The organism is Flavobacterium esculini, assembly GCF_048284325.1.
In the GTDB taxonomy this organism is placed as follows: Bacteria; Bacteroidota; Bacteroidia; order Flavobacteriales; family Flavobacteriaceae; genus Flavobacterium.
The window spans coordinates 92,652-116,051 of record NZ_JBLVPI010000005.1; the positions used below are offsets into that span (position 1 = coordinate 92,652).

The following is a 23,400-nucleotide window of genomic DNA, read 5'->3' on the forward strand; positions in this document are numbered from 1 at the left end:
TTTATACAATCATGCACATATTAATCGTGGAGGATGAAGCGGGAATTGTTCAATTTCTTCAGCAAGGATTAGAAGAAGAAGGCTATACAATCACAAGTGCTTCGGATGGTTTAAAAGGGTTTGAACTGACTCAAAAAAACAATTTCGATTTGATTTTATTAGATTGGATGTTACCAAAAATGACAGGATTGGAACTTTGTAAATCCATTCGATTAAAAAACAGTCATACGCCAATCTTATTTTTGACGGCCAAAGATACTGTGCAAGAAACAATTGAAGGTTTGAAAGCTGGTGCCAATGATTATATCAAAAAACCATTTAGTTTTGATGAATTACTGGAACGCATCAAAATTCATTTCAGAAATCAAAATGAAGATGAAATTCTGACTCTTGGAACTATAGAAATTGACATGGCCAAACATAGTGTTTTCGTAAGTGATACTGAAGTAAATTTGACTCAACGTGAATTTGATTTATTGACGTATTTGGTCAAAAATAAAGGCAAAGTATGCACCAGAACCCAAATTATCGAGGATGTTTGGGACATTCATTTTGAATATGATACGGGTGTGATTGATGTTTTTATGAATGCGATTCGTAAAAAATTAAATTTAAAAATTGAACAAGACTATATAAAAACAGTTCGCGGTGTAGGTTACATTGCTAATGACTAAATAAAAATGCAACAACTTTCCTTTAAAAATAGAATTGCCTCCCATTATATAGTGACTACAGCTTTATTGATTTTTGTAGTTTTCTTTATCATCTATTCTATTATTAAATTAAGTGTTTATAGCCATGTGAATAATGATATTACCAGTGAAGTTGAGAAACATCGATCCGAAATTGAAATTGTAGGCAATAGTTTTCATTTGATTCATAAAGAGGAATGGAAAGAACGGGAACACAATACGCTGGATGTAAATCCTGTATTTATTCAGTTTGTGGATCAAAATAGAAATGTGATTGAAAAATCGCCTAATCTCAAAAAATCTTCTCTCCTCTTTAATGAAAAAAATGGGGAGAACAAGTTCTTTGATACAAAATTAGCCGATAACTCTATTCGACAAATTCAGGTTCCTATTTATCAAAAAACAAAAATTATTGGGTATATCATAATTGCAATGTCCTTAGAGGATGCTACAATGGTGCTTAATAATTTATTTGAGGTGTTGCTTATTGTTTATCCTTTAATTCTGATAGTACTTTTCTTTATTGCACGATTTATTGCCGGAAGGAGCATAAAACCAATTAGTTCCATAATCACCACTTCTAATATTATTACTAAAGATAATCTTATATCTAGGATTCCATTACCACAAAACCGTGACGAATTGTATATTTTGTCTCAAACCATAAATAATTTATTAGACCGAATTGAAACCGCTATCGAAAGAGAAAAACAATTTACTTCGGATGCATCGCATGAATTAAGAACGCCTTTAACGGTTATCAAAGGAACATTGGAAGTTTTGATTCGAAAACCTCGAAATCCTGCTGAATATGAAGAAAAAATTAATTTTTGTGTTACAGAAGTCAATCGGTTGAATCATTTGGTTGATCAGTTGCTTTTATTGGCCCGATTTGAAAATCAAAAACAAAGTTTAAAAATAGAAAAAGTCTATTTGAACGCTATATTTTTAGATACTATTGCCAGAAACTCTACTGCGATACAGTCTAAAAACATTAATATCACTACAAAATTTTCTGGAGATTACTACATAGAAACTGATAGTTATCTGTTTTTAATCATTGTCAATAATTTGATTTCTAATGCGTTGAAGTATTCAAATCAAAATGGGAATTTAACTATCAATATAAAAAGGATAAACTCTAAAATTGAATGTCACATCATTGATACAGGAATTGGAATCCCAAAAGAGGACTTAGAGAATATTTTCAATCAATTTTATCGTTCACAATCGAATGTGCACCCTGAAATAAAAGGAACCGGATTGGGTTTGTCTATTGTAAAAAGACTCTGTTCGTTGCTTACTATTGATATTGCAATTACCAGTGAAGAAAACATAGGAACACGAGTGGTATTAAGTTTATTTGAAACAGACCTTAAGTAATTCTTAAGTAAATCCTTAAATTTATGTTTTACATTTATACTTTATTTAATTGTTCTACACAATCATAAAGTTATGAATTTAATATTTTACAAAAGTCTCCAAGTTATTTAATTTTCTTTAAAACAAGGAACCTAATGCTTCAATTCTTAAGTATATCATTTAAAATAAAATCTAAAAACACTTATATTTGTTTCGTGAAATTTTTAAAAAATATATTAGCTTTAATTATTTGCCTGCAACTAACGATTCCTTTTGTTGTTGAGGATAGTTTACGATTACCAATCTTGGTTTCACATTTTATTAAGCACAGTCATAATCATAGAGACATTACTCTAATCCATTTTTTAGTGGATCATTATTTAGATAAGCATCATAATGAGAATCATGATGAACATGGAGATTTACCTTTCCATAATCATTCGGATTTTTCGCTTCATCAAAATTTAGCAATAAACTTAGAAATAAAATTATTCAAATTTATTCCTAACTATTATTTTAAAGAACCACAAAAAATAGCTTTTTTACAAAATTATTTTTCTTCAAGAGTTCTACTATCTATTTGGAGACCTCCAAAACATTGTTGATTATTTTTAGTGCTTTTTTACAATTCATCACTTATATACATTGATGACTATTTGTATTGTAGCATATTCTTAGAAAAATAATTAATAATTATAAATTATGTTGAATAAAATAATTGAGTTTTCAATCAAAAATAAGTTCATCGTTGGTCTTTTTATTGTTGCGCTTATAGGATATGGAAGTTATCAATTCACCAAATTACCTATCGATGCAGTTCCTGATATTACGGATAATCAAGTTCAAATAATCACATCAGCACCATCATTAGGGGCAACTGATATTGAACGACTAATTACATTTCCAATAGAACAAACCAACAGTAATATTCCTGGGCTGAAAGAAATTCGTAGTTTTTCTCGTTTCGGTTTATCAGTGGTAACGATTGTTTTTGATGATGCAACTGATGTTTATTGGGCAAGACAACAAGTAGCAGAAAGGCTTAGTGCTGTCAAAGACCAAATTCCAAAAGGAATAGGTAATCCATTTCTTGCGCCAGTAACCACTGGACTGGGCGAAATTTACCAATATACTGTTCGGGCGAAACCTGGTTATGAAAAAAAATACGATATAACCGAGCTGAGAACCATTCAGGATTGGATTGTTCGCCGTCAATTATTAAGCGTTGAAGGTGTTGCAGAAGTGAGTAGTTTCGGTGGAAAATTAAAACAATTTGAAATTGCCATTGACCCCAATAAACTACAATCGTATAATATTACGATTGCTGATGTTTTTACTGCTTTAGAAAAAAACAATCAAAACACAGGTGGTGCTTATATCGAAAAAGGTCCAAAAGTTTTATACATCCGAAGTGAAGGATTGATTAATACAATCGAAAATATAAAAGAGATTTCTATTAAAAATACCAGTAATGGCAGTCCCTTATTTATCCGTGATGTAGCTGATGTTCGAATTGGGAATGCTATCCGTTACGGAGCAATGACTTTTAATAAAAAAGGAGCACAAACTGGTGAAGTTTCTGGTGCGGTAGTGATGATGTTAAAAGGAGCAAACAGTAACGTGGTAATCAAAAAAATTAAAGAACGTATTGAGCAAATACAAAAAACGTTGCCCGAAGGCGTTATTGTAGAACCGTTTTTAGACCGAACAAAAATGGTAAATAATTCCATCTCAACAGTAGAAAAAAACTTATTGGAAGGGGCGTTAATAGTTCTTTTTGTACTTATTTTCTTTTTAGGAAATGTAAGAGCAGGTTTAATCGTAGCATCGGTTATACCAATGGCATTGTTAATCGCTGTGATACTGATGAATATGTTTGGGGTTAGTGGTAATTTAATGAGTTTAGGAGCATTGGATTTTGGATTGATTATAGATGGTGCCGTTATTATTGTAGAAGCCTGTTTGTTTAGTTTACACAGCAGGAAAACTGCTCAAATTTCACAGCAAGAAATGGATAATACCGTATTGAACACGTCTATAAAAATGCGTAATGTATCCGTTTTTGGGGAACTGATTATTTTGATAGTATACATTCCAATTTTTACTTTGCGAGGTATTGAAGGAAAAATGTTTTTACCTATGGCTCAAACGATAGCATTTGCACTATTTGGCGCTTTTATATTGTCGCTGACTTATGTTCCTATGATGACTGCTTTGTTTTTGAATAAAAATATAACGCATAAAAAAACTTTTTCAGATCGAATGATGGAAAAATTAGAAAATTTCTATCAACCACTTTTAAATAAAGCATTAGAAATTCCTCGAACAATTATTGCTACAACTTTGGGATTATTTTTTTTGGCATTGCTTACACTTTCGTTTATGGGAGGTGAATTTATGCCCTCATTAGAAGAAGGTGATTTCGCTGTAGAAACAAGGGTGTTGCCGGGAAGTAATTTGCAAACTTCAATGACAGCTATTTCGCAGGGTGCAAAAATACTAATAGAAAAATTCCCCGAAGTGGAGAAAATTGTAGGTAAAACCGGAAGCAGTGAAGTACCAACCGATCCAATGCCAATTGATGCCAGCGATATGATGATTATTTTAAAGGACAAAAGCGAATGGACTTCTGCCAAAACTTTTGACGAATTATCAGAAAAAATGGCAAAAGAATTAGAAGCTGTCCCTGGTGTTTCTTACGGTTTTCAATATCCGGTACAAATGCGTTTTAATGAATTAATGACAGGTGCAAGACAAGACGTAGTTTGTAAAATATTTGGAGAAAATCTAGACACATTAGCTTTGTATGCTAATAAACTTGGGGGAATTGTGAATACAGTAGAAGGTACTTCTGATCTTTATATAGAAACCGTTACTGGAATACCTCAAGTAGTAGTTGACTACAATCGGGCAACAATAGCGCAATATGGATTGAACATTGAAGATATTAATCGAATAGTAAATACCGCATTTGCAGGACAAAGCGCAGGAGTCGTTTACGAAGGCGAAAAAAGATTTGATTTAGTAGTTCGTCTGGAAGGCGAAAAACGTCAGGATTTGGCTGATGTTCAAGATTTATTAATTCCAACACCAAATGGTTTGCAAATTCCGTTATCACAATTGGCAAAAGTTGAAATAAGAGAAGGGCCAAATCAAATACAAAGAGAAGATGCCAAACGTAGAATTGTTATTGGCTTTAATGTTCGAGGCCGGGATGTACAAAGTATTGTAAAAGAATTACAAGGTAAAGTCGAAACCAAAATAACATTTCCTGTGGGTTACTATTCGACTTATGGCGGTGCTTTTAAAAACTTAAATGAAGCCAAAAACCGTTTAATGATTGCTGTTCCGGTTTCATTATTATTAATATTTATTTTGCTCTATTTTGCATTCAATTCCTTGAAACAAGGACTATTGATTTATTCCGCTATTCCACTTTCTGCAATCGGAGGTATTTTCTTTTTAGCGTTGCGGGGAATGCCTTTTAGCATCAGTGCCGGAGTTGGTTTTATAGCCTTATTTGGTGTAGCAGTTCTAAATGGCTTGGTGTTAATTGCTGAATTTAACAGTATTCGGAAATCAGGTGAAACTGATTTGAAAGCAATTGTTTTGCAAGGAACTAAAATACGTTTACGTCCTGTTTTAATGACTGCATTTGTTGCATCATTAGGATTTTTACCCATGGCATTAAGCAATGGTTCAGGTGCCGAAGTACAAAAACCATTGGCAACAGTTGTAATTGGAGGGTTATTAATTGCCACTTTGCTGACCTTATTTGTTTTACCAATTTTATACATTATGTTCGAAAAAGGAGCTAAATTAAAATCAAAAAAAATGCAATCAATTACAACAATCATGGTATTGGGATTGTTTTTTTCTTTTCAAAATGCAAGTGCACAAGAAAAAATTTCACTTGAAAAAGCCATTGAAACTGCATTGGATAATAATATAAAAATAAAAAACGGAAAACTAAATTCTGAATATTTACAAAAAATGACCAAGACGGGCTACGATATTTCCAACACGGGAATTATTGGGGAATATGGTCAGTTTAACAGCAATGCTAATGATATAAAAATTGGCGTTTCACAAACTATTAAATTTCCGACAGTTTACAAAAGGCAGAGACAACTGCTAATTGAAGAAGCCAAAACTGGCGAATGGAACGAAGTCTTACAAAGAAAGGAATTGACAAGACAAGTGACAACAGTATTTTATGAAATGGTTTATCTCAAAGAAAAGGAAAAATTATTGCTAAAAAGTGATAGTATCTATTCTGAATTTTTAAGAAAATCAACACTTCGTTTTGACAAAGGAGAAAGCAATATATTAGAAAAAGCAACTGCCGAAAATCAATCAGGACAAATAAAAATTCAGCTTCTGGACTTACAAAGTGGTTATAAAATGACACAATTGCAATTCAAATACGTCCTTAATACAGATAAAGACTTTACCCCGGTTTCAGATAAATACAAATTGGATTTTGCTGAAAATTTAGATAAAAATGTTATAAGCAATCAATCCAGTATAAAATTATTTGAGCAAGAAGTAAATAGCAACAAAGCGCAAATTTCACTTGAAAAATCTAAAAAATTACCCGAATTAATAGGCGGTGTTTATTACCAGACATTCAAAACAAATACTGCGTTTCAAGACGGCTATAATGGCATTTATGGGCAATTTGGGGTGGCGCTGCCACTTTTTAATTCAAACATAAAAAACAGACAAAAGGCATTAGAAATCAACAGTCAAATTGCAGAAAATAATTTGACTAATGAAAAATTAAAATTGCAAAGTCAGTACAAGGAATTAATTCAAGAATCGAAAAAAAACCAAGAAACTATTGCTTATTACGAAAATCAGGCCTTGAAAAATGTTGATTTGGTAAATAAAGCCGCTAATGATAAATTTATCAATGGTGACATCAATTATCTGGAGTGGGTAATGTTGATAAATCAAAATACAGAAATTCAAAGTAACTACATTGAAACAGTTAGAAAATTCAATGAAACAATTCTTAAATTAGGAAATTTAATATCAAAATAAATGAAAAATACAGTCATTACTTTAATAGGGTTATTTTTTCTGTACTCGTGTGGTAATAAAAATACGGAAATTGATCCAGAAGCTACTCCAGCTATTGAAAACACAACAACACTTACCGATGCACAAATGAAAAATGCAGGTATTGAAACAGGGAAAATCGAGCAAAAGGAGATTTCATCACTATTAAAATTAAATGGAAAAATAGATGTGCCACCTCAAAATTTAGTGTCCATAAGTGTGCCAATGGGTGGATATTTAAAACATACCAAACTTTTGGAAGGTATGCATGTTACTAAAGGACAAGTTTTGTGCGTTGTTGAAGACCAACAGTACATTCAATTACAAGAAGATTACCTTTTAGCGAAAGCAAAAATAGGATACGCCAAAGCCGAATTCGAGAGACAAAAAGAACTCAACAGAAGTAAAGCGAGTAGCGACAAAGTATATCAACAAGCACAGGCTGAATACAACTCCCTATCTGTTATGGTACAATCGTATGGAGAAAAATTAAAATTCGCAGGAATAAATCCAAATAATGTGTCTGTAAAATCCATTTCAAAAAACATCAATATTTATTCGCCAATAAGCGGTTATGTATCTAAAGTCAATGTAAATACTGGAAAATATGTAAATCCAAGCGATATTTTATTCGAGATTGTAAATCCTTCTGATATTCATTTGGCACTAACCGTATTCGAAAAAGACATTAACAAGATGGCAATTGGCCAGTCAGTTATAGCGTATAATAACACTAATCCAGAAAAAAAATATTCCTGCGAAATTATTTTAATAGGAAAAGATTTTTCTGAAGACCGAAGTACAGAAATGCATTGCCATTTTGCTAACTACGATAAAACACTATTACCGGGAATGTACATGAATGCCGAAATAAAATTAAAAAGTCAGCAATCCAATGTTTTGCCGTCAGAGGCTATTGTGAATTATGAAAACAAGGATTATATTTTTATATCCAAAGGAGACAAGCAATTTGAAATGAAAGAAATCACAACTGGAACATCAGAAAATGGATATGTAGAAATTGTTTCCAATGAAAATTTAAAAGACGTAAATATTGTTATAAAAGGTTCTTATTCTCTTTTGATGAAAATGAAAAATTTAGAGGAATAAAATATTACATTTATAATCTGAACGGAATAATTTTAAAATTAAAATCTTTAAATTAGTGAAATGAATAGTGTACAAAAATACTGATAAATAGAATTTATATACAAAGTAAACACGAAAAATAGACTTAACAATCTAAAATATCAGTTGTAAACAGAGACATTTCATTAGCAGGATAAAATAATTAGTCAAATAATTTAGCTTTGCAATATTAAACTATAAATAAAAAAATATGAATGATGCGCATTTACACATGGTAGTCAACCATTTTCCAATTATTGGAACAATTTTGGGATTAGGAGTTTTAATAGCCGGAATAATTTTAAAGAACAATTCGGTAATAAATACCGCTTATGCTTTATTTATTGTTGCTGCACTTTTTGCACTTGCAAGTATGGCTACTGGTGAAGGAGCAGAGGAAATGGTTGAAGATATGCCTAATATTGGGAAAAGAATAATTCATGAGCATGAAGAAATAGCAGAAAAGTTAGCAATTGTATTGTATTTGCTTGGAGCGATTTCAATTTTAGGTTTAGTTTTAAATATAAAAAATCATTCAAAAACTAAATTCATTTCTTTTGTAGCCGCTATTGTAGCAATTGTAAGTGTCTATTTAACAACTTTAGTTGGAACTTCAGGAGGTGAAATTCGACACACTGAAATTAGAGAAGAAAGCATCGATTCAGCTGTTAAGAATATTATTGATTCAGAAAAACAAGTTTCAGATTCAAAAAAATCGGAGCCAAAGGAATATGATAGATAGTATTAATTTAACAATAAGATATCTTTAAGTTAAATTAAAAATTGGATTGTAAATCATTTATCTCTTATATTTGCAAAAGAATTTAAGATAAATACAATTACATAAAACATGTTAACAAATAAATTACATCACCATCATTTTCATTATTGCTCTCAAGCGATGTGTTAATGTTATGTGTGTAAATCATCATAATCTAAAAACCCGTTTGAGTACATCAAGCGGGTTTTTTATTGCCTGAAATTTGTACTCAATCATAATATTCTAAACAAAAAAACAAAAATTAAACAAAAAATGAGTACACTAAAAATTGCAATTCAAAAATCAGGACGCTTAAACGAAGACAGTATTCAAATTCTAAAAGATTGTGGAATTTCTATAAACAATGGAAATGACCAACTTAAAGCATCAGCTTCCAATTTCCCGTTAGAAGTGTTGTATTTAAGAAACTCCGATATTCCTCAATACTTAATTGATGGAGTCGTGGATGCTGCGATTGTTGGCGATAATCTTTTGGTTGAAAAAGGAAAAAATATTGAAGTTGCAGAAAAATTAGGTTTTTCTAAATGCAAAGTTTCTGTAGCGGTGCCTAAAAATTTCGAATACAATTCGGTAAAAGATTTGGATGGATTGCGAATTGCCACTTCATACCCAAATACTGTTTTAGACTTTTTTAATTCTAAAAATGTAACTGTTGATTTACACCAAATTTCAGGTTCGGTGGAAATTGCTCCAAATATTGGTCTTGCCGATGCTATAGTAGATATTGTTTCTAGCGGAAGTACTTTGTTTAAAAATAATTTGAAAGAAGTGGAAGTTATTTTTAAAAGTGAAGCAGTTTTGGCTGTTTCTCCAAAAATAACAATTGAAAATAAAGCCATTTTAGACAAATTACAATTCAGAATCCAATCCGTTTTAAGAGCACGTAAATCAAAATACATTTTGATGAATGTACCAAATGATAAAATCGAACTTATCAATCAAATTTTACCTGTATTAAAAAGTCCAACTGTAATGCCTCTTGCACAAGAAGGTTGGTCCAGTGTACACACCGTTATTGAAGAAGATCGTTTTTGGGATGTTATTGATCAATTAAAAGATGCTGGAGCCGAAGGAATTTTAGTTTGCCCAATTGAAAAAATGGTACTTTAAAAAGTTTAAAGTATAACGTATTCTATTTAAGAATTCCTTGCGAACTTTGCAAAACCCTTTGTGAACTTTGCGGTTAAAAACAATACAATGAATAAAATATACAATCCAAAATCAGAAACTTGGTCTTCTATTTTAGAACGGCCTACTAAAACTGTTGATGATATTGAAGCAACAGTAAAAGAGATTTTCAAGGAAGTACAAAAGAAAGGTGATCTTGCTGTTGCAAAATACACGTCTCTTTTTGACGGTGCATCAATCGAAAACTTAGAGGTTTCTAAAGCAGAAATTGAGACGGCTATTGCATCCATTTCTTCAGAATTAAAAGCGGCTATTCAACTGGCAAAGACAAATATAAAAAAATTCCATTCTGCTCAAAAAACAAATAAAGTAGCAGTGGAAACTATTGAAGGAGTAAATTGTTGGCAGGAAAAAAGACCAATCCAAAAAATTGGTTTATACATTCCTGGTGGAACTGCTCCATTATTTTCGACAGTTTTAATGCTTGCGGTTCCTGCAAAAATTGCAGGTTGTAATGAAATTGTTTTGTGCTCTCCTCCCGATAAAAGCGGAAATATAAATCCAGCTATTTTATATGCTGCAAATTTATGTGGCGTAACTAAAATTTTGAAAGTAGGAGGAATTCAAGCTATTGCAGCAATGACTTTTGGAACGGAAACAATTCCTAAAGTGTATAAGATATTTGGACCTGGAAATCAATTTGTAACTGTTGCTAAACAATTGGCAACGCAATTTGGCGTGGCAATCGACATGCCTGCCGGTCCATCCGAATTGTTAATTGTGGCTGATGATACCGCTGTTCCAGCTTTTGTAGCATCTGATTTGTTATCACAAGCAGAACACGGAGCTGATAGCCAAGTTATTTTGGTTTCAACATCAAAAAAATTAATTGATGCCGTTGAAAACGAAGTTCAAATACAAATGGACTTACTTCCAAGAAAATCCATTGCTGAAAAAGCCATTGCCAATTCTAAATTGATTTTTGTAGAAAACGATACTATTGCCTTAGAATTGATCAATGAATATGGCCCGGAACATTTTATCATTTGTTCTGAATTTGATGATTTTTACAGCAATGGTGTTCACAACGCAGGTTCTGTATTTATTGGTAATTACACCCCTGAAAGTGCCGGCGATTACGCTTCAGGAACTAATCATACCTTACCTACAAACGGTTATGCAAAAAATTATAGCGGTGTAAATCTGGATAGTTTTACTAAAGCAATGACTTTTCAAAAAATAACTAAAAAAGGAATACAAAACATCGGTAAAGCTATCGAAATCATGGCAGAAGCGGAAGGTTTACAAGCACACAAAAATGCAGTTACATTACGATTAAAAGCGATTGAAAATGAGAAATAATTTTGATATAAATAATTTAGTCAGAGAAAACGTAAAGCAATTAAAACCCTATTCTTCGGCTCGTGATGAATTTGAGGATTTTGATACCGCGGATATGATTTTTTTGGACGCCAATGAAAATCCGTTTGAAAACGGTGTGAATAGGTATCCGGATCCACAACAAATGAGTGTAAAAGGAATTTTGGCAAAACAAAAAAATGTCAAAACGAATCAAATTTTATTGGGTAACGGAAGTGATGAAGTGTTGGATTTGTTATTCAGAGCTTTTTGTGAACCAAAAACAGATAACGTAATCACTTTGCCACCAACATACGGAATGTATGGTGTTTTGGCCAATATCAATGCAGTAGAAAATAAAGAGGTATTGCTTTCTTCCGATTTTCAACCGAAAATTGAGAAAATCATGGAAGCTGTTAATGAAAACACTAAAATCATCTTTTTGTGTTCACCAAATAATCCAACCGGAAACTCATTTTCGGATGAAAGCGTGGCTTATTTGTTGAAAAACTTTAAAGGTTTGGTTGTAATCGATGAAGCGTATATTGACTTTTCAGAAAAAGAAAGTTGGATCAATGAATTAGACGAATATCCAAATTTGGTTATTACTCAAACACTATCAAAAGCATATGGTTTGGCAGGAATACGATTAGGAATTTGTTACGCATCCGCAGAAGTAATTTCGGTTTTGAATAAAATAAAACCGCCGTATAATGTAAATGAATTGACTCAAAAAAGAGCTTTGGACAGATTAGATAATTCAGAAAAAATAAAATTTGAAATTGAATCTATAATAGCACAAAGAGAAGATTTACTTAAAGTATTACTTAATGTAAATTTTGCTGAAAAAATCTATCCAACTGAGGCCAATTTTATTTTGATAAAAGTGGATGATGCCAATAAAAGATATGATGAATTAATTGCAAAAGGAATCGTCATTAGAAACAGAACAACCCAACCGTTATGCAACAATTGTTTGCGTTTAACCGTTGGAACCGAAATAGAGAATAAAAAATTAATAGCAGCATTACAAAGCCTAAGCGCTTAGTTTAAATAATTATATAATGAAAAAAATACTTTTTATAGATCGTGATGGAACAATGGTTTTAGAACCAAATAATTACCAATTAGACAGTTTCGAAAAATTAGAATTTTATCCTAAAGCGTTTCAATTCCTTGGAAAAATCGCCTTGGAACTAGATTTTGAACTCGTAATGGTTACGAATCAAGATGGTTTGGGAACTGATTCTCATCCTGAAATCAACTTTTGGCCCGTTCATAATTTAATTATGAAAGCTTTTGAAAATGAAGGAGTTGTTTTCAAAGAAGTATTAATTGACAAAACATTTCCGCACGAAAATGCACCAACACGCAAACCTGCAACAGGTTTATTGACAAAATATATTGATAATCCCGAGTATGATTTAGCAAATTCATTCGTAATAGGAGACAGAATAACTGATGTTGAATTGGCAAAAAATTTGGGTTCAAAAGCTATTTTTATCAATACAGACGAAGCTTTAGGAGGCGACGAAATTGCTTCAAAAAGAGAAGAGCTCGACTCCGTTATTGCTTTACAAACTACAGATTGGAAAGTAATTTATGAGTTTTTGAAATTAGAGGAACGTTCTGCTTCGATTGAGAGAAAAACAAACGAGACGGATATTTCCATCAACTTAAACCTTGATGGAACCGGAAAAAGCAAAATCGAAACAGGAATTGCTTTTTTTGACCACATGCTGGACCAAATCGCACGTCACGGACAAATGGACTTGGAAGTTCTTGTAAAAGGTGATTTGGAAGTTGACGAACATCACACTATCGAAGATACAGCGATTGCTTTGGGTGAAGTTTTTGCAAAAGCATTAGGAAATAAATTAGGTATCGAACGCTACGGTTTTTGTTTGCCAATGGACGATTGTTTGGCGCAGGTTGCAATTGATTTTGGAGGTAGAAACTGGCTGATTTGGGAAACCGAATTCAAACGGGAGATGGTAGGAAAAATGCCAACGGAGATGTTCTATCATTTCTTCAAATCATTCTCAGATGGTGCTAAAGCCAACATCAATATCAAGGCAGAAGGAACAAACGAGCATCACAAGATTGAAGCCATTTTTAAAGCTTTTGCTAAAGCGATAAAAGTAGCGGTAAAACGCGATACGGAGAAGATGATTTTGCCAAGTACGAAGGGAATGCTTTAATATACGATTTTGAGAAGTTTTGATATATGGGTAAAAATCTTAAATCAAACCTCCTAAATCCCAAATTTTAAAAATGAAAATAGTAATCATAAATTACGGCGCAGGAAATATTCAAAGCATTATGTTTGCCATCGAAAGATTGGGTTTCAAAGCAGTTTTGAGTAATAATCCAAACGAAATTAAGGCAGCCGATAAAGTTATTTTTCCAGGTGTTGGAGAAGCAAGTTCAGCAATGAAAATGCTTTTAGAAAGTGGTTTGGAAACTTTGATTCCAACCTTGAAACAACCCCTTTTAGGAATTTGTCTGGGGATGCAATTGATGTGTAACAAATCAGAAGAAGGAAATACAAAAGGATTGGGAATTTTTGATGTTGATGTGATTAAATTCACGCCAAAAGTAAAAGTGCCACAAATGGGTTGGAACCAAATTTATAATTTGAAATCACCATTATTTAGTGGTATTAATGAAAATGAATACATGTATTTGGTACATAGTTTTTATGTGCCGAACTGTCCCGAAGCCATTGCTACAACGGATTATGAAGTAGAATACGCCTCAGCTTTGCAGAAAGATAATTTCTACGGAACACAATTTCACCCAGAAAAAAGTGGTGATATTGGAGAACAAATTTTGGCTAATTTCTTGAAGTTATAAACTTTAATGGCAATGGCAAAATTCAATAGCAATAACAATGAGAATAGTAAGTGAGATTGCTTCGTTCCTTGCAATGACAAATCTGAAATCAAAAATCGTTAATCTTCAATCTAAAATCCAATGAGAATAATACCCGCAATAGATATCATAGACGGAAAATGTGTTCGCTTGTCAAAAGGCGATTACAATACTAAAATTATATACAATGAAAACCCACTTGAAGTGGCAAAATCATTCGAAGCACACGGAATCGAATATTTGCATCTGGTTGATTTAGACGGAGCAAAGTCAAGCCAAATTGTGAATTATAAAATATTGGAGCAAATAGCTACACAAACCAAATTGAAAATTGATTTTGGCGGTGGATTAAAATCGGATTCCGATTTGAAAATTGCTTTCGAGAGTGGTGCGAATCAAATTACCGGCGGAAGTATTGCCGTGAAAAACAGAGAACTATTCGAAAAATGGATTGCGGAGTATGGTTCGGATAAAATTATTCTGGGAGCAGATGCTAACAATGAAAAAGTAGCAGTTTCAGGTTGGTTAGAAGATTCTAATGAAGATTTGATTCCATTTATCCAAGAGTATCAAAGGAAAGGAATTCAGCATGTAATTTGTACTGATATTGCCAAAGACGGTATGCTTGAAGGACCCTCTTTTGATTTATACGCTAAAATTTTGGCGGAAGCCAATGGCATAAAATTAATAGCTTCAGGAGGAATTTCTACTTTTGATGAGTTGCCAAGACTAGCCGAATTAGGTTGTGAAGGTACTATAATAGGAAAAGCAATTTATGAAGGAAGAATTTCATTGAAACAATTGGAAAATTATATATTAGAAAAATGTTAACAAAAAGAATTATTCCCTGTCTCGATATAAAAAACGGAAGAACCGTAAAAGGTGTTAATTTTGTGGATTTACGTGATGCAGGAGATCCGGTAGAATTAGCGAAAATATATTCGGATGAAGGTGCAGATGAATTGGTTTTTTTGGATATTTCGGCAACGGAAGAAAGAAGAAAAACCTTAGTTGATTTGGTACGAAAAGTCGCTTCGACGATTAATATTCCGTTTACCGTTGGCGGTGGAATTTCATCAGTTAGTGATGTTGAAGTATTGTTGCAAAACGGAGCGGATAAGGTTTCTATTAATTCATCGGCGGTGAAAAATCCGCAGTTAATTAATGATTTGGCACAAAAATTTGGAAGTCAATGTGTCGTTGTTGCGATTGATGCCAAACAAATTGATGGGCAATGGATTGTTCATTTAGTAGGCGGAAAAGTGCCTACAGAATTAAATTTATTTGATTGGGCCAAAGAAGTGGAGCAAAGAGGAGCAGGTGAAATCTTATTCACATCAATGGATAATGACGGAACTAAAAACGGATTTGCTAATGAAGCTTTGGCTACACTTTCAGGCTTAGTTAATATTCCGATTATTGCTTCTGGAGGTGCAGGAAACATACAACATTTTGTAGATACTTTTCTGGAAGGAAAAGCTGACGCAGCATTAGCGGCAAGTGTATTTCATTTTAAAGAAATTGAAATCAAAACATTAAAAAAAGAACTTAAAAACAACAATATCGAAGTTAGGATATAACAATCCTAAATCGAAAATCCTAAATTACAAATGAATATAGATTTCTCAAAAAACACAGATGGATTAATTCCTGCCATAATTCAAGATAGCGAAACCAAAATGGTTTTGATGTTGGGTTTCATGAATGCCGAAGCATATCAAAAAACGGTTGACACTAAAAAAGTAACTTTTTATAGTCGTACGAAACAAAGACTTTGGACAAAAGGTGAGGAAAGTGGCAATTTTCTGAATCTGATTGACATCAAAAACGACTGTGATAATGATACTTTATTGATTCAGGTAAAACCAGAAGGACCAACATGCCACAAAGGTACAGATACGTGTTGGGCTGACGAAAACAAAGCAGATTATGGTTTTATTTCGAATTTAGAAGATACAATCCAACTTCGACGAGAAAATGCGGATTCAGAAAAGAGCTATGTGGCTTCCTTATTTAAATTAGGGATGAACAAAATTGCACAAAAAGTAGGTGAGGAAGCGATTGAAGTAGTTATTGAAGCCAAAGATGACAATGATGATTTGTTTTTGAGTGAAAGTGCTGATTTGCTTTTCCATTACCTTATATTGTTGCAAGCCAAAGGATTTAAGCTAAATGATGTTGTGGAAGTTTTAAAAAGTCGCCAAAAGTAAAATTCATCAAATAATTTTCACTAATAAAAACCCAATAGGAAATCATTTGCTATTGGGTTTTCTTTTTTCTTTTATTTCAAATCGCAATCCACTATATTTACTATTTATTTTTAAAATACAAGTAGTACAATGCAAGTGATGAATTCAAATAATACCAAATTTACCTACGAATTAAATAATTCAATACTAAATACTGGACTACATATAATCCTTACAACTGACGAAGATGATGTGAGACCCGTATATATTTCAGGGAATTTTAATCAATGGCGTACTCAGGACAAAGAATTCATAATGGAGAAAATCGGTATTGGTTTGCATCATTATAAATTTCCACATGATTTTGATTATCCTGCAGAGCTTTTGTATAAATTTACGAAAGGAGATTGGAGTGAAGTAGAAATTGACATCCGTGGAAATCGTACCGAAAACCGTTCAACACACAATCATACGGGCATTCAAAAAGAACATGTAGCGCGATGGAGAAAAAACTGGTTGCCGTTTAAGCAATCTTTTTTACCGCAAGTTCAGTTGATTTCAGATGAATTTATAATTCCACAACTCAATAAAACTAGAAAGATTTGGGCCTTGTTGCCTCATGATTATGACAATTCAAGTGAAAGTTATCCGGTTATGTATTTGCAGGATGCCCAAAATTTATTCAATGAAGCAGCTGAATTTGGCAATTGGGAAATTGATAAAAAACTGGCAGTTATGTCAGAATATAAAATTGGAAAAATTATAATTATTGCTATAGAACATGCCGAAGAAGATCGAATAAAGGAATACAATGTTGGCAAAACAGTATTAGGGAAAGGACAAGGCAAAAAATACATTCGATTTGTAACTGATACGCTAAAACCTTATGTGGACAGTAATTTTAGAACTAAAAAAGAACGAGAATTTACCGGAATAGGAGGAAGCTCTATGGGCGGATTAATCAGTATTTTTAGTGGATTGCGAAACCCCGAAGTTTATGGAAAATTAATGATATTTTCTCCATCACTATGGGTAGTTCCAGAATTAAAAATCAATGCTAAAAAAGCTAATTCAGCCGATACAAAAATCTATTTGTATGCTGGTGGAGATGAAAGTGCAACCATGATTGAGCATGTGAAAAAGTTTCAGGAAGATTTGATTTCAAGCGAATTTGTAAAAGACAAATCAAAGATTAATTTAAGCATTAACAGACAAGGGAAACATAGTGAAACCTATTGGAGCGATGAATTTCCTAAAGCAATAGAATGGTTGTTTTTTAATACAAAATAAACGTAGAGACGCGATTTATCGCGTCTAAAATAAATAAAGCGTAATGCATTTCTAACGTTTTAATCAATAAGCAAAAAAATTAAAAGAACAAATGAAAACAAATACAGTAGTAAACTTAGATAATTTTTCAGGAACAATTTTAATTCCAGCTTTTGAAACGTACTCAAAAAGTATTGTTCCTATCGCGTTTAATGGATTAGAAATTACTTCTAAAGTTTTTTTTGGCAAAAAAGACACCCATTATTTAGCCGAAAAGGATAACAATGCATATATTTTTATTGGTTTAGGAAAAGAGATTGACTATAAATCATTAAAAACTATTTTCCGTCGTATTTCATCAAAACAAAAAGATAATTTCAGTTCAAATATAGCTTTAGTTATACCAGAACAAATTACTCAGGATCAGGTGGAAGCTATGATTTCTGGTTTGCTTTTGGGCACTTATAATTTAGGTCATTTTAAATCAGATAAAAAGGAACATCCTTTTTTAGATCCTGAATTTACATTGAATTTGGTTTCTGAAAAAGATTATTTGGCTACTGCCAAAAAAGGAATTAAAATTGCCAAAGCACAACTGGCAACCTATAATTTGGTCGATTTGCCACCGAATACAATTAATCCAAAATACTTGTCGAATTGGGCTAAAGAGACTGGCGAAAAATATGGATTTGATGTAGAAATTCTAGGTTATGAAGCTTCAAAAATTGCAGGTCTTGGCGCATTTTTAGCGGTAGGAAAAGGAAGTGAAAATGAACCACAATTTATCATTATGAGTTACACTCCTAAAGATAAAGTGGAACACATAAAACATGTTGGATTGGTGGGAAAAGGAATAACCTTTGATACCGGTGGATTAAATATAAAAACGGCAGGAATGGTCCACATGAAATGCGATATGGCTGGCGGTGGTGCAGTATTAGGAGCGATGCAACTTATAGCCGATTTACAATTGCCGGTGAAAGTTACCGCTATTGTTCCTTGTGCCGAAAACTCGGTTGACAGCAAATCCTTTTTACCTAGTGAAGTAATTCACAGTTACAGTGGACATTCAATAGAAATAATTGATACTGATGCTGAAGGTCGACTCGTTTTAGCCGATGGATTATCGTATTTAATTAAAAATTTCAAACCGGAATATATTGTTGATATCGCTACACTTACAGGAAGTAGCGTTGGTACTTTTGGTTATGAATGTGGTGCTTTGTTTACCAATAATGAGGAAATAGCAAAGAAATTGCAAGATAGCGGAGATGAAATTGGAGAGCGTCTGTGGCCTTTACCACTTTGGGATGTTTATAAATCAGACATTGAAAGCGATATTGCAGATGTCAAAAATTATAGTGGAAAACCAGTTGCCGGAGCAATAAGCGCAGCTAAATTTTTAGAATATTTTACCCAAGAGCACAAAGCTTGGGCACATCTTGACGTTGCAGGCGTAGCATTTGGCGATGATGAATTTGCTAAAAGTAAACATGCTACAGCATATGGAGTTCATTTATTAACTAAATTCATAGAAAATTTATAACGTATGGAAAACTCTAAAACCTTCCTTTGTATTTCAAATTATTTTAAGGGTGCTGATTTTTTAATTAATTTAAAAAAGTTAGGCAACAAAGTTTATTTAGTGACGAGTGAAAAACTGAGAGACAAACCATGGCCACATCAATATATTGATGAGATTTTTTATATGGAAGGTCAAGATGTCGATTGGAATTTAGAGCATTTATTATTAGGTGTTGGAAATTTCATGAAGTCTACAAAAATTGATGCCATTGTGGCTTTGGATGATTATGATGTAGAAAAAGCAACTTATCTCAGAGAAAACCTTCGTATTGACGGAATGGGACAAACTACAGGTCGCTATTTTAGAGATAAACTTGCCATGCGCATGAGAGCGAAGAGTTGCGGTATTTCAATTCCTGCTTTTTGTTCCTTATTTAATGATCATGACATCAATTCTTTTGCTGATACAATTACCGCTCCATGGGTTTTGAAACCACGCTCTGAAGCTTCTGCGGCCGGGATCATAAAAGTATATGACAAGGAGAGTTTATGGATTCACATTAATGAAATGGGGAATAATAGATTCAAATATTTATTGGAACAATTCAAACCTGGCGATGTGTATCATTGTGACAGTTTAATTTCGGATAGTAAAGTAATCTTTAGTTTGACTTCAAAATATTTGGCTACACCAATGGAAATTTCACAAGGTGGCGGTGTTTTTCGTTCTGCCAATATTCCTTATGATTCTGATGATGATAAAGCCATCAAAAAAATAAATGAACAAGTATTGAAAGGCTTCGGATTGAAACATGGTGCTGCTCATACTGAATTTATAAAATGTAAGGAAGATGGGAAAATCTATTTTCTGGAAACGTCATCTCGAGTAGGAGGTGCACATCTGGCAGAAATGGTTGCCGAAGCCTCCAACATTAACTTATGGAAGGAGTGGGCAGCAATTGAAGATGCTTTGGTAAAAGAAAGTAAAAACACTTTACCAAAAGTAAAAAAAGGATATGCCGGAATTGTTTTGACTTTGTCTAAATTCCAGCATCCGGATTTAACATCTTTTTCAGATCCTGAAGTTTGCTTCAGAGTTCCGTTGGAATATCATGCGGGACTTATTGTAAAATCAGATAAACAAGAAAGGGTTTTAGAACTATTAGAAGATTATGGAAATCGCTTAGCTACTGATTTTACAGCTATAGTGGAACAAAATTCGGTTTCAAGATTGCATTAATTCATTCATTTGTAAAAACAATTTATATTTATTTTAAATTCATGAAAAGATATTTAAGTCTCATTTGTTTTTCATTTCTTATTTTTAATAGTGCAAATGCACAAGGACTTCTTGGACATAAAGAACAAGTTTTCACCAGACAAGATTCATTACGAGGAAGTATTACTAAAGAAAGAGCTTGGTGGGATGTGAAATATTATCACTTGGATATTAAAGTAAATCCTGGGGATAGCACTATTACAGGTTCTAATACCATAAAATATTTAGTATTAAAAGAATACAGTATCATGCAAATTGATTTGCAGAATCCAATGATGATATCTAAAGTCATTCAAGATGGTATTGCTTTAAAATATAAAAGAGATGGAAATGCTTTTTTTATTGAATTGATAGCTCCTCAAAAAATTGGTTCAACAAAAGAACTTACTGTGTTTTATGGTGGAAAACCTAAAGTTGCCGTAAATCCACCTTGGGACGGTGGTATAACTTGGAAAAAAGACAGCAATCGAAATCCTTTTATAGCATCCTCTTGTCAAGGCTTAGGTGCTAGCGTTTGGTGGCCTAACAAAGACCATATGTATGATGAAGTAGAAAGCATGCTAATCAGTGTAAATGTTCCAAAAGGTTTAATGGATGTTTCCAATGGTCGTTTACAAAGTGTAAAAGAAATGAATGATGAATCGAGAACATTTAATTGGGTTGTGTCAAATCCCATCAATAATTATGGCGTAAATATCAATATAGGTGATTATGTCACTTTTTCAGAAAAATATAAAGGAGAAAAAGGAGACTTAGATTGTACTTATTATGTTTTGAGAGATAATCTTACCAAAGCGAAAAAGCAATTTCAAGACGTGCCTCGAATGTTGAAAGCTTTTGAGCATTGGTTTGGACCTTATCCATTTTATGAAGACAGTTACAAACTGGTAGAAGCTCCCTATTTAGGAATGGAACATCAAAGTAGCATAACGTACGGCAATGGTTTTAAAAATGGATATTTAGGAAGAGATTTGAGCGGAACGGGTTGGGGTTTAAAGTTTGATTACATCATTATTCATGAATCAGGTCATGAATGGTTTGCCAATAACATCACTTATAAAGATATTGCTGACATGTGGATACATGAAAGTTTTACGGATTATTCTGAAAGTCTTTTCGTTGAATATTATTATGGAAAAGAAGCGGGATATACTTATGTAAGGGGGATTAGAAAAAATATTGCAAATGATAAACCAATTATTGGTAACTATGATGTCAACAATGAAGGCTCCAGTGACATGTATTATAAAGGGGCAAATATGCTACACACATTGCGTCAAATTGTAAATGATGATATAAAATGGAGAACTATCTTAAGAGGATTAAATAGTACTTTTTACCATCAAACGGTTACCACAAAACAAATCGAAGATTACTTAAGCCAACAAGTAGGAATTGACCTAAATCCATTCTTCAAACAATATTTGAGAGATATCAGAATTCCAACATTAGAATATTTTTTCAAAGACAATCACCTTGGGTATCGTTGGACAAATTGTGTTCCCGATTTCAATATGCCAGTAAAAGTAACTTTGAATGGAAAAGAAGAATTACTAAAACCAGAAACGGAATGGAAAGGTGTTCCGGCAAAAACTGAAAATTCAAAACTAGAAATTGACAAAAATTTTTATGTGGCAGGTTTTAATATCTCGGAGTAAAACATAAAAAAGGTTGTATTTATCTAATAAAAATAGAGAGTACAACCTTTTTTATTTCTTCAAATTAGGTTTTAAATTCAGTAGATATTTTACTCATTCGCAAAATAAAAAGGAAGTTTTCAATAGACCATAAAATTTTCAGCTTTATGAACTATTGAAAACTTCCTTTTCGTTTGTAATAAAGTCGTTATAAATAATAGTTTTTAGAGTAAATTCTCCTTAACGTAAGCACAACTTGCTTTTACAGATTCCATAGGATTTGGATAATAATTTGTTTCATGTTCTACAAAGAAATGTTTCATTCCTGAAAGTTTTGCTTGTGCAAAAATGGATTTAAAATCAATTGCACCTTTTCCTATTTCAGTATTCCATTCTGGTTTTGCTTTGTCCATGTCTTTTACATGCCACATTTTAAAACGTCCAGGATTTTCTTTGAATAATTTTAATGGATCATTTCCAGAACGAACCACCCAGTATAAATCCAATTCAAAATCTACTAATTTTTTATCCGTTTCATTCAATAAAATTTCATAACCAGTTGTTGCTCCAAATTTAGTAAATTCAAAATCATGATTGTGATAGGCTAATTTTAAACCAGAAGCTTTACAAAGTTCAGCAGCTTTATTTACTTTATGTGCTAGTTTTTTATAATCATCACCTACATTTCCACGCAAATCTGGAGACAGCCAAGGTACTACTACATATTCACTATCAAGTATATTAGCCGCTTCAATGGAAGCTTTTAAAAAATCAGCGGAATCATCTTTTATGAAGGTACTGAAATCATAATGCCCACTTGGAGCCTTTAAACCGTTATCGCATAAAATCTTATGAAAATCTTTTACAGATGTTCCAAAATATCCTTTTTCTGCGGAAAAACCAAAGGTTTCAACTTCACTAAAACCTGCTTTAGCTACTTTCTCCAAAGTGCCTTTTACATCTTTAGGAAATTCTTCTCTTAAAGAGTAAAGCTGTAGACCCACATTTTTTTTCATAGTTCCAAAAGCAAATGAAGGCGCTATTGCTAATGCTCCTAATGCCAAACCACTATTTATTATAAAATCTCTTCTTTTTATCATGACTTAATTTTTTT

The 23,400-nt window shown here is 32.7% G+C and carries 19 protein-coding genes; 18 read left to right on the forward strand and 1 reads right to left on the reverse strand.

What is annotated here, in order from left to right; all coding sequences use genetic code 11:
• The first annotated feature begins 11 nt into the window (after positions 1–11).
• From ACNQGG_RS06190 to ACNQGG_RS06275, 18 genes are all read left to right on the forward strand, one after another.
• On the forward strand, positions 12–674 hold the full coding sequence (locus ACNQGG_RS06190) for a response regulator transcription factor (protein ID WP_417962190.1): 663 nt from the start codon (positions 12–14) through the stop codon (positions 672–674).
• Between the two features lie 6 nt (positions 675–680).
• Positions 681–2,075, forward strand: a complete 1,395-nt coding sequence (locus ACNQGG_RS06195) for a sensor histidine kinase (RefSeq protein ID WP_417962192.1) — start codon at positions 681–683, stop codon at positions 2,073–2,075.
• Positions 2,076–2,209: 134 nt separating this feature from the next.
• Positions 2,210–2,659 carry a hypothetical protein gene (locus ACNQGG_RS06200; RefSeq protein ID WP_417962194.1) on the forward strand — a complete coding sequence of 150 codons (450 nt, stop codon included), beginning with the start codon at positions 2,210–2,212 and terminating at the stop codon, positions 2,657–2,659.
• 97 nt (positions 2,660–2,756) lie between these two features.
• A complete protein-coding gene (locus ACNQGG_RS06205) occupies positions 2,757–7,100 on the forward strand; it encodes a CusA/CzcA family heavy metal efflux RND transporter (RefSeq protein ID WP_417962195.1) in 4,344 nt (1,447 codons plus the stop codon).
• Complete coding sequence (locus tag ACNQGG_RS06210; RefSeq protein WP_417962197.1) at positions 7,101–8,228, forward strand: efflux RND transporter periplasmic adaptor subunit; 1,128 nt, start codon at positions 7,101–7,103, stop codon at positions 8,226–8,228.
• A 229-nt stretch (positions 8,229–8,457) separates the two neighbouring features.
• On the forward strand, positions 8,458–8,988 hold the full coding sequence (locus tag ACNQGG_RS06215) for a DUF2231 domain-containing protein (protein WP_417962199.1): 531 nt from the start codon (positions 8,458–8,460) through the stop codon (positions 8,986–8,988).
• A gap of 291 nt (positions 8,989–9,279) precedes the next feature.
• Positions 9,280–10,137 (forward strand): ATP phosphoribosyltransferase, encoded by an 858-nt coding sequence (gene hisG / locus ACNQGG_RS06220; RefSeq protein WP_416858559.1) that lies wholly within the window; start codon positions 9,280–9,282, stop codon positions 10,135–10,137.
• An 87-nt stretch (positions 10,138–10,224) separates the two neighbouring features.
• Positions 10,225–11,517 carry a histidinol dehydrogenase gene (gene hisD / locus ACNQGG_RS06225; RefSeq protein ID WP_417962201.1) on the forward strand — a complete coding sequence of 431 codons (1,293 nt, stop codon included), beginning with the start codon at positions 10,225–10,227 and terminating at the stop codon, positions 11,515–11,517.
• A complete protein-coding gene (hisC, locus tag ACNQGG_RS06230; protein ID WP_417962203.1) occupies positions 11,507–12,562 on the forward strand; it encodes a histidinol-phosphate transaminase in 1,056 nt (351 codons plus the stop codon). The genes hisD and hisC overlap by 11 nt, the downstream gene beginning before the upstream one ends.
• 16 nt (positions 12,563–12,578) lie before the next feature.
• Positions 12,579–13,715 (forward strand): bifunctional histidinol-phosphatase/imidazoleglycerol-phosphate dehydratase HisB, encoded by a 1,137-nt coding sequence (hisB, locus tag ACNQGG_RS06235; RefSeq protein ID WP_417962205.1) that lies wholly within the window; start codon positions 12,579–12,581, stop codon positions 13,713–13,715.
• 73 nt (positions 13,716–13,788) lie between these two features.
• Positions 13,789–14,370 (forward strand): imidazole glycerol phosphate synthase subunit HisH, encoded by a 582-nt coding sequence (hisH, locus tag ACNQGG_RS06240; RefSeq protein WP_417962207.1) that lies wholly within the window; start codon positions 13,789–13,791, stop codon positions 14,368–14,370.
• A 120-nt stretch (positions 14,371–14,490) separates the two neighbouring features.
• Complete coding sequence (hisA, locus tag ACNQGG_RS06245; protein WP_417962209.1) at positions 14,491–15,219, forward strand: 1-(5-phosphoribosyl)-5-[(5-phosphoribosylamino)methylideneamino]imidazole-4-carboxamide isomerase; 729 nt, start codon at positions 14,491–14,493, stop codon at positions 15,217–15,219.
• Positions 15,213–15,968: an imidazole glycerol phosphate synthase subunit HisF gene (hisF, locus tag ACNQGG_RS06250; RefSeq protein ID WP_417962211.1), complete on the forward strand. Its 756-nt coding sequence runs from the start codon at positions 15,213–15,215 to the stop codon at positions 15,966–15,968. Before hisA ends, hisF begins: the two co-directional genes overlap by 7 nt.
• A 30-nt stretch (positions 15,969–15,998) precedes the next feature.
• Positions 15,999–16,598: a bifunctional phosphoribosyl-AMP cyclohydrolase/phosphoribosyl-ATP diphosphatase HisIE gene (hisIE, locus tag ACNQGG_RS06255; protein ID WP_417962213.1), complete on the forward strand. Its 600-nt coding sequence runs from the start codon at positions 15,999–16,001 to the stop codon at positions 16,596–16,598.
• 138 nt (positions 16,599–16,736) lie between these two features.
• Positions 16,737–17,867 (forward strand): alpha/beta hydrolase, encoded by a 1,131-nt coding sequence (locus tag ACNQGG_RS06260; protein ID WP_417962215.1) that lies wholly within the window; start codon positions 16,737–16,739, stop codon positions 17,865–17,867.
• Between the two features lie 91 nt (positions 17,868–17,958).
• On the forward strand, positions 17,959–19,392 hold the full coding sequence (locus tag ACNQGG_RS06265; protein WP_417962217.1) for a leucyl aminopeptidase family protein: 1,434 nt from the start codon (positions 17,959–17,961) through the stop codon (positions 19,390–19,392).
• Between the two features lie 3 nt (positions 19,393–19,395).
• The gene (locus ACNQGG_RS06270) at positions 19,396–20,610 is read left to right on the forward strand and encodes an ATP-grasp domain-containing protein (protein WP_417962219.1); all 1,215 of its coding nucleotides are present in this window, start codon (positions 19,396–19,398) and stop codon (positions 20,608–20,610) included.
• A gap of 41 nt (positions 20,611–20,651) precedes the next feature.
• A complete protein-coding gene (locus ACNQGG_RS06275; RefSeq protein WP_417962221.1) occupies positions 20,652–22,307 on the forward strand; it encodes a M1 family metallopeptidase in 1,656 nt (551 codons plus the stop codon).
• A 203-nt stretch (positions 22,308–22,510) separates the two neighbouring features.
• Here ACNQGG_RS06275 and ACNQGG_RS06280 read toward each other — a convergent pair whose 3' ends face one another.
• A complete protein-coding gene (locus ACNQGG_RS06280) occupies positions 22,511–23,386 on the reverse strand; it encodes a sugar phosphate isomerase/epimerase family protein (protein ID WP_417962223.1) in 876 nt (291 codons plus the stop codon).
• Positions 23,387–23,400 lie beyond the last annotated feature (14 nt).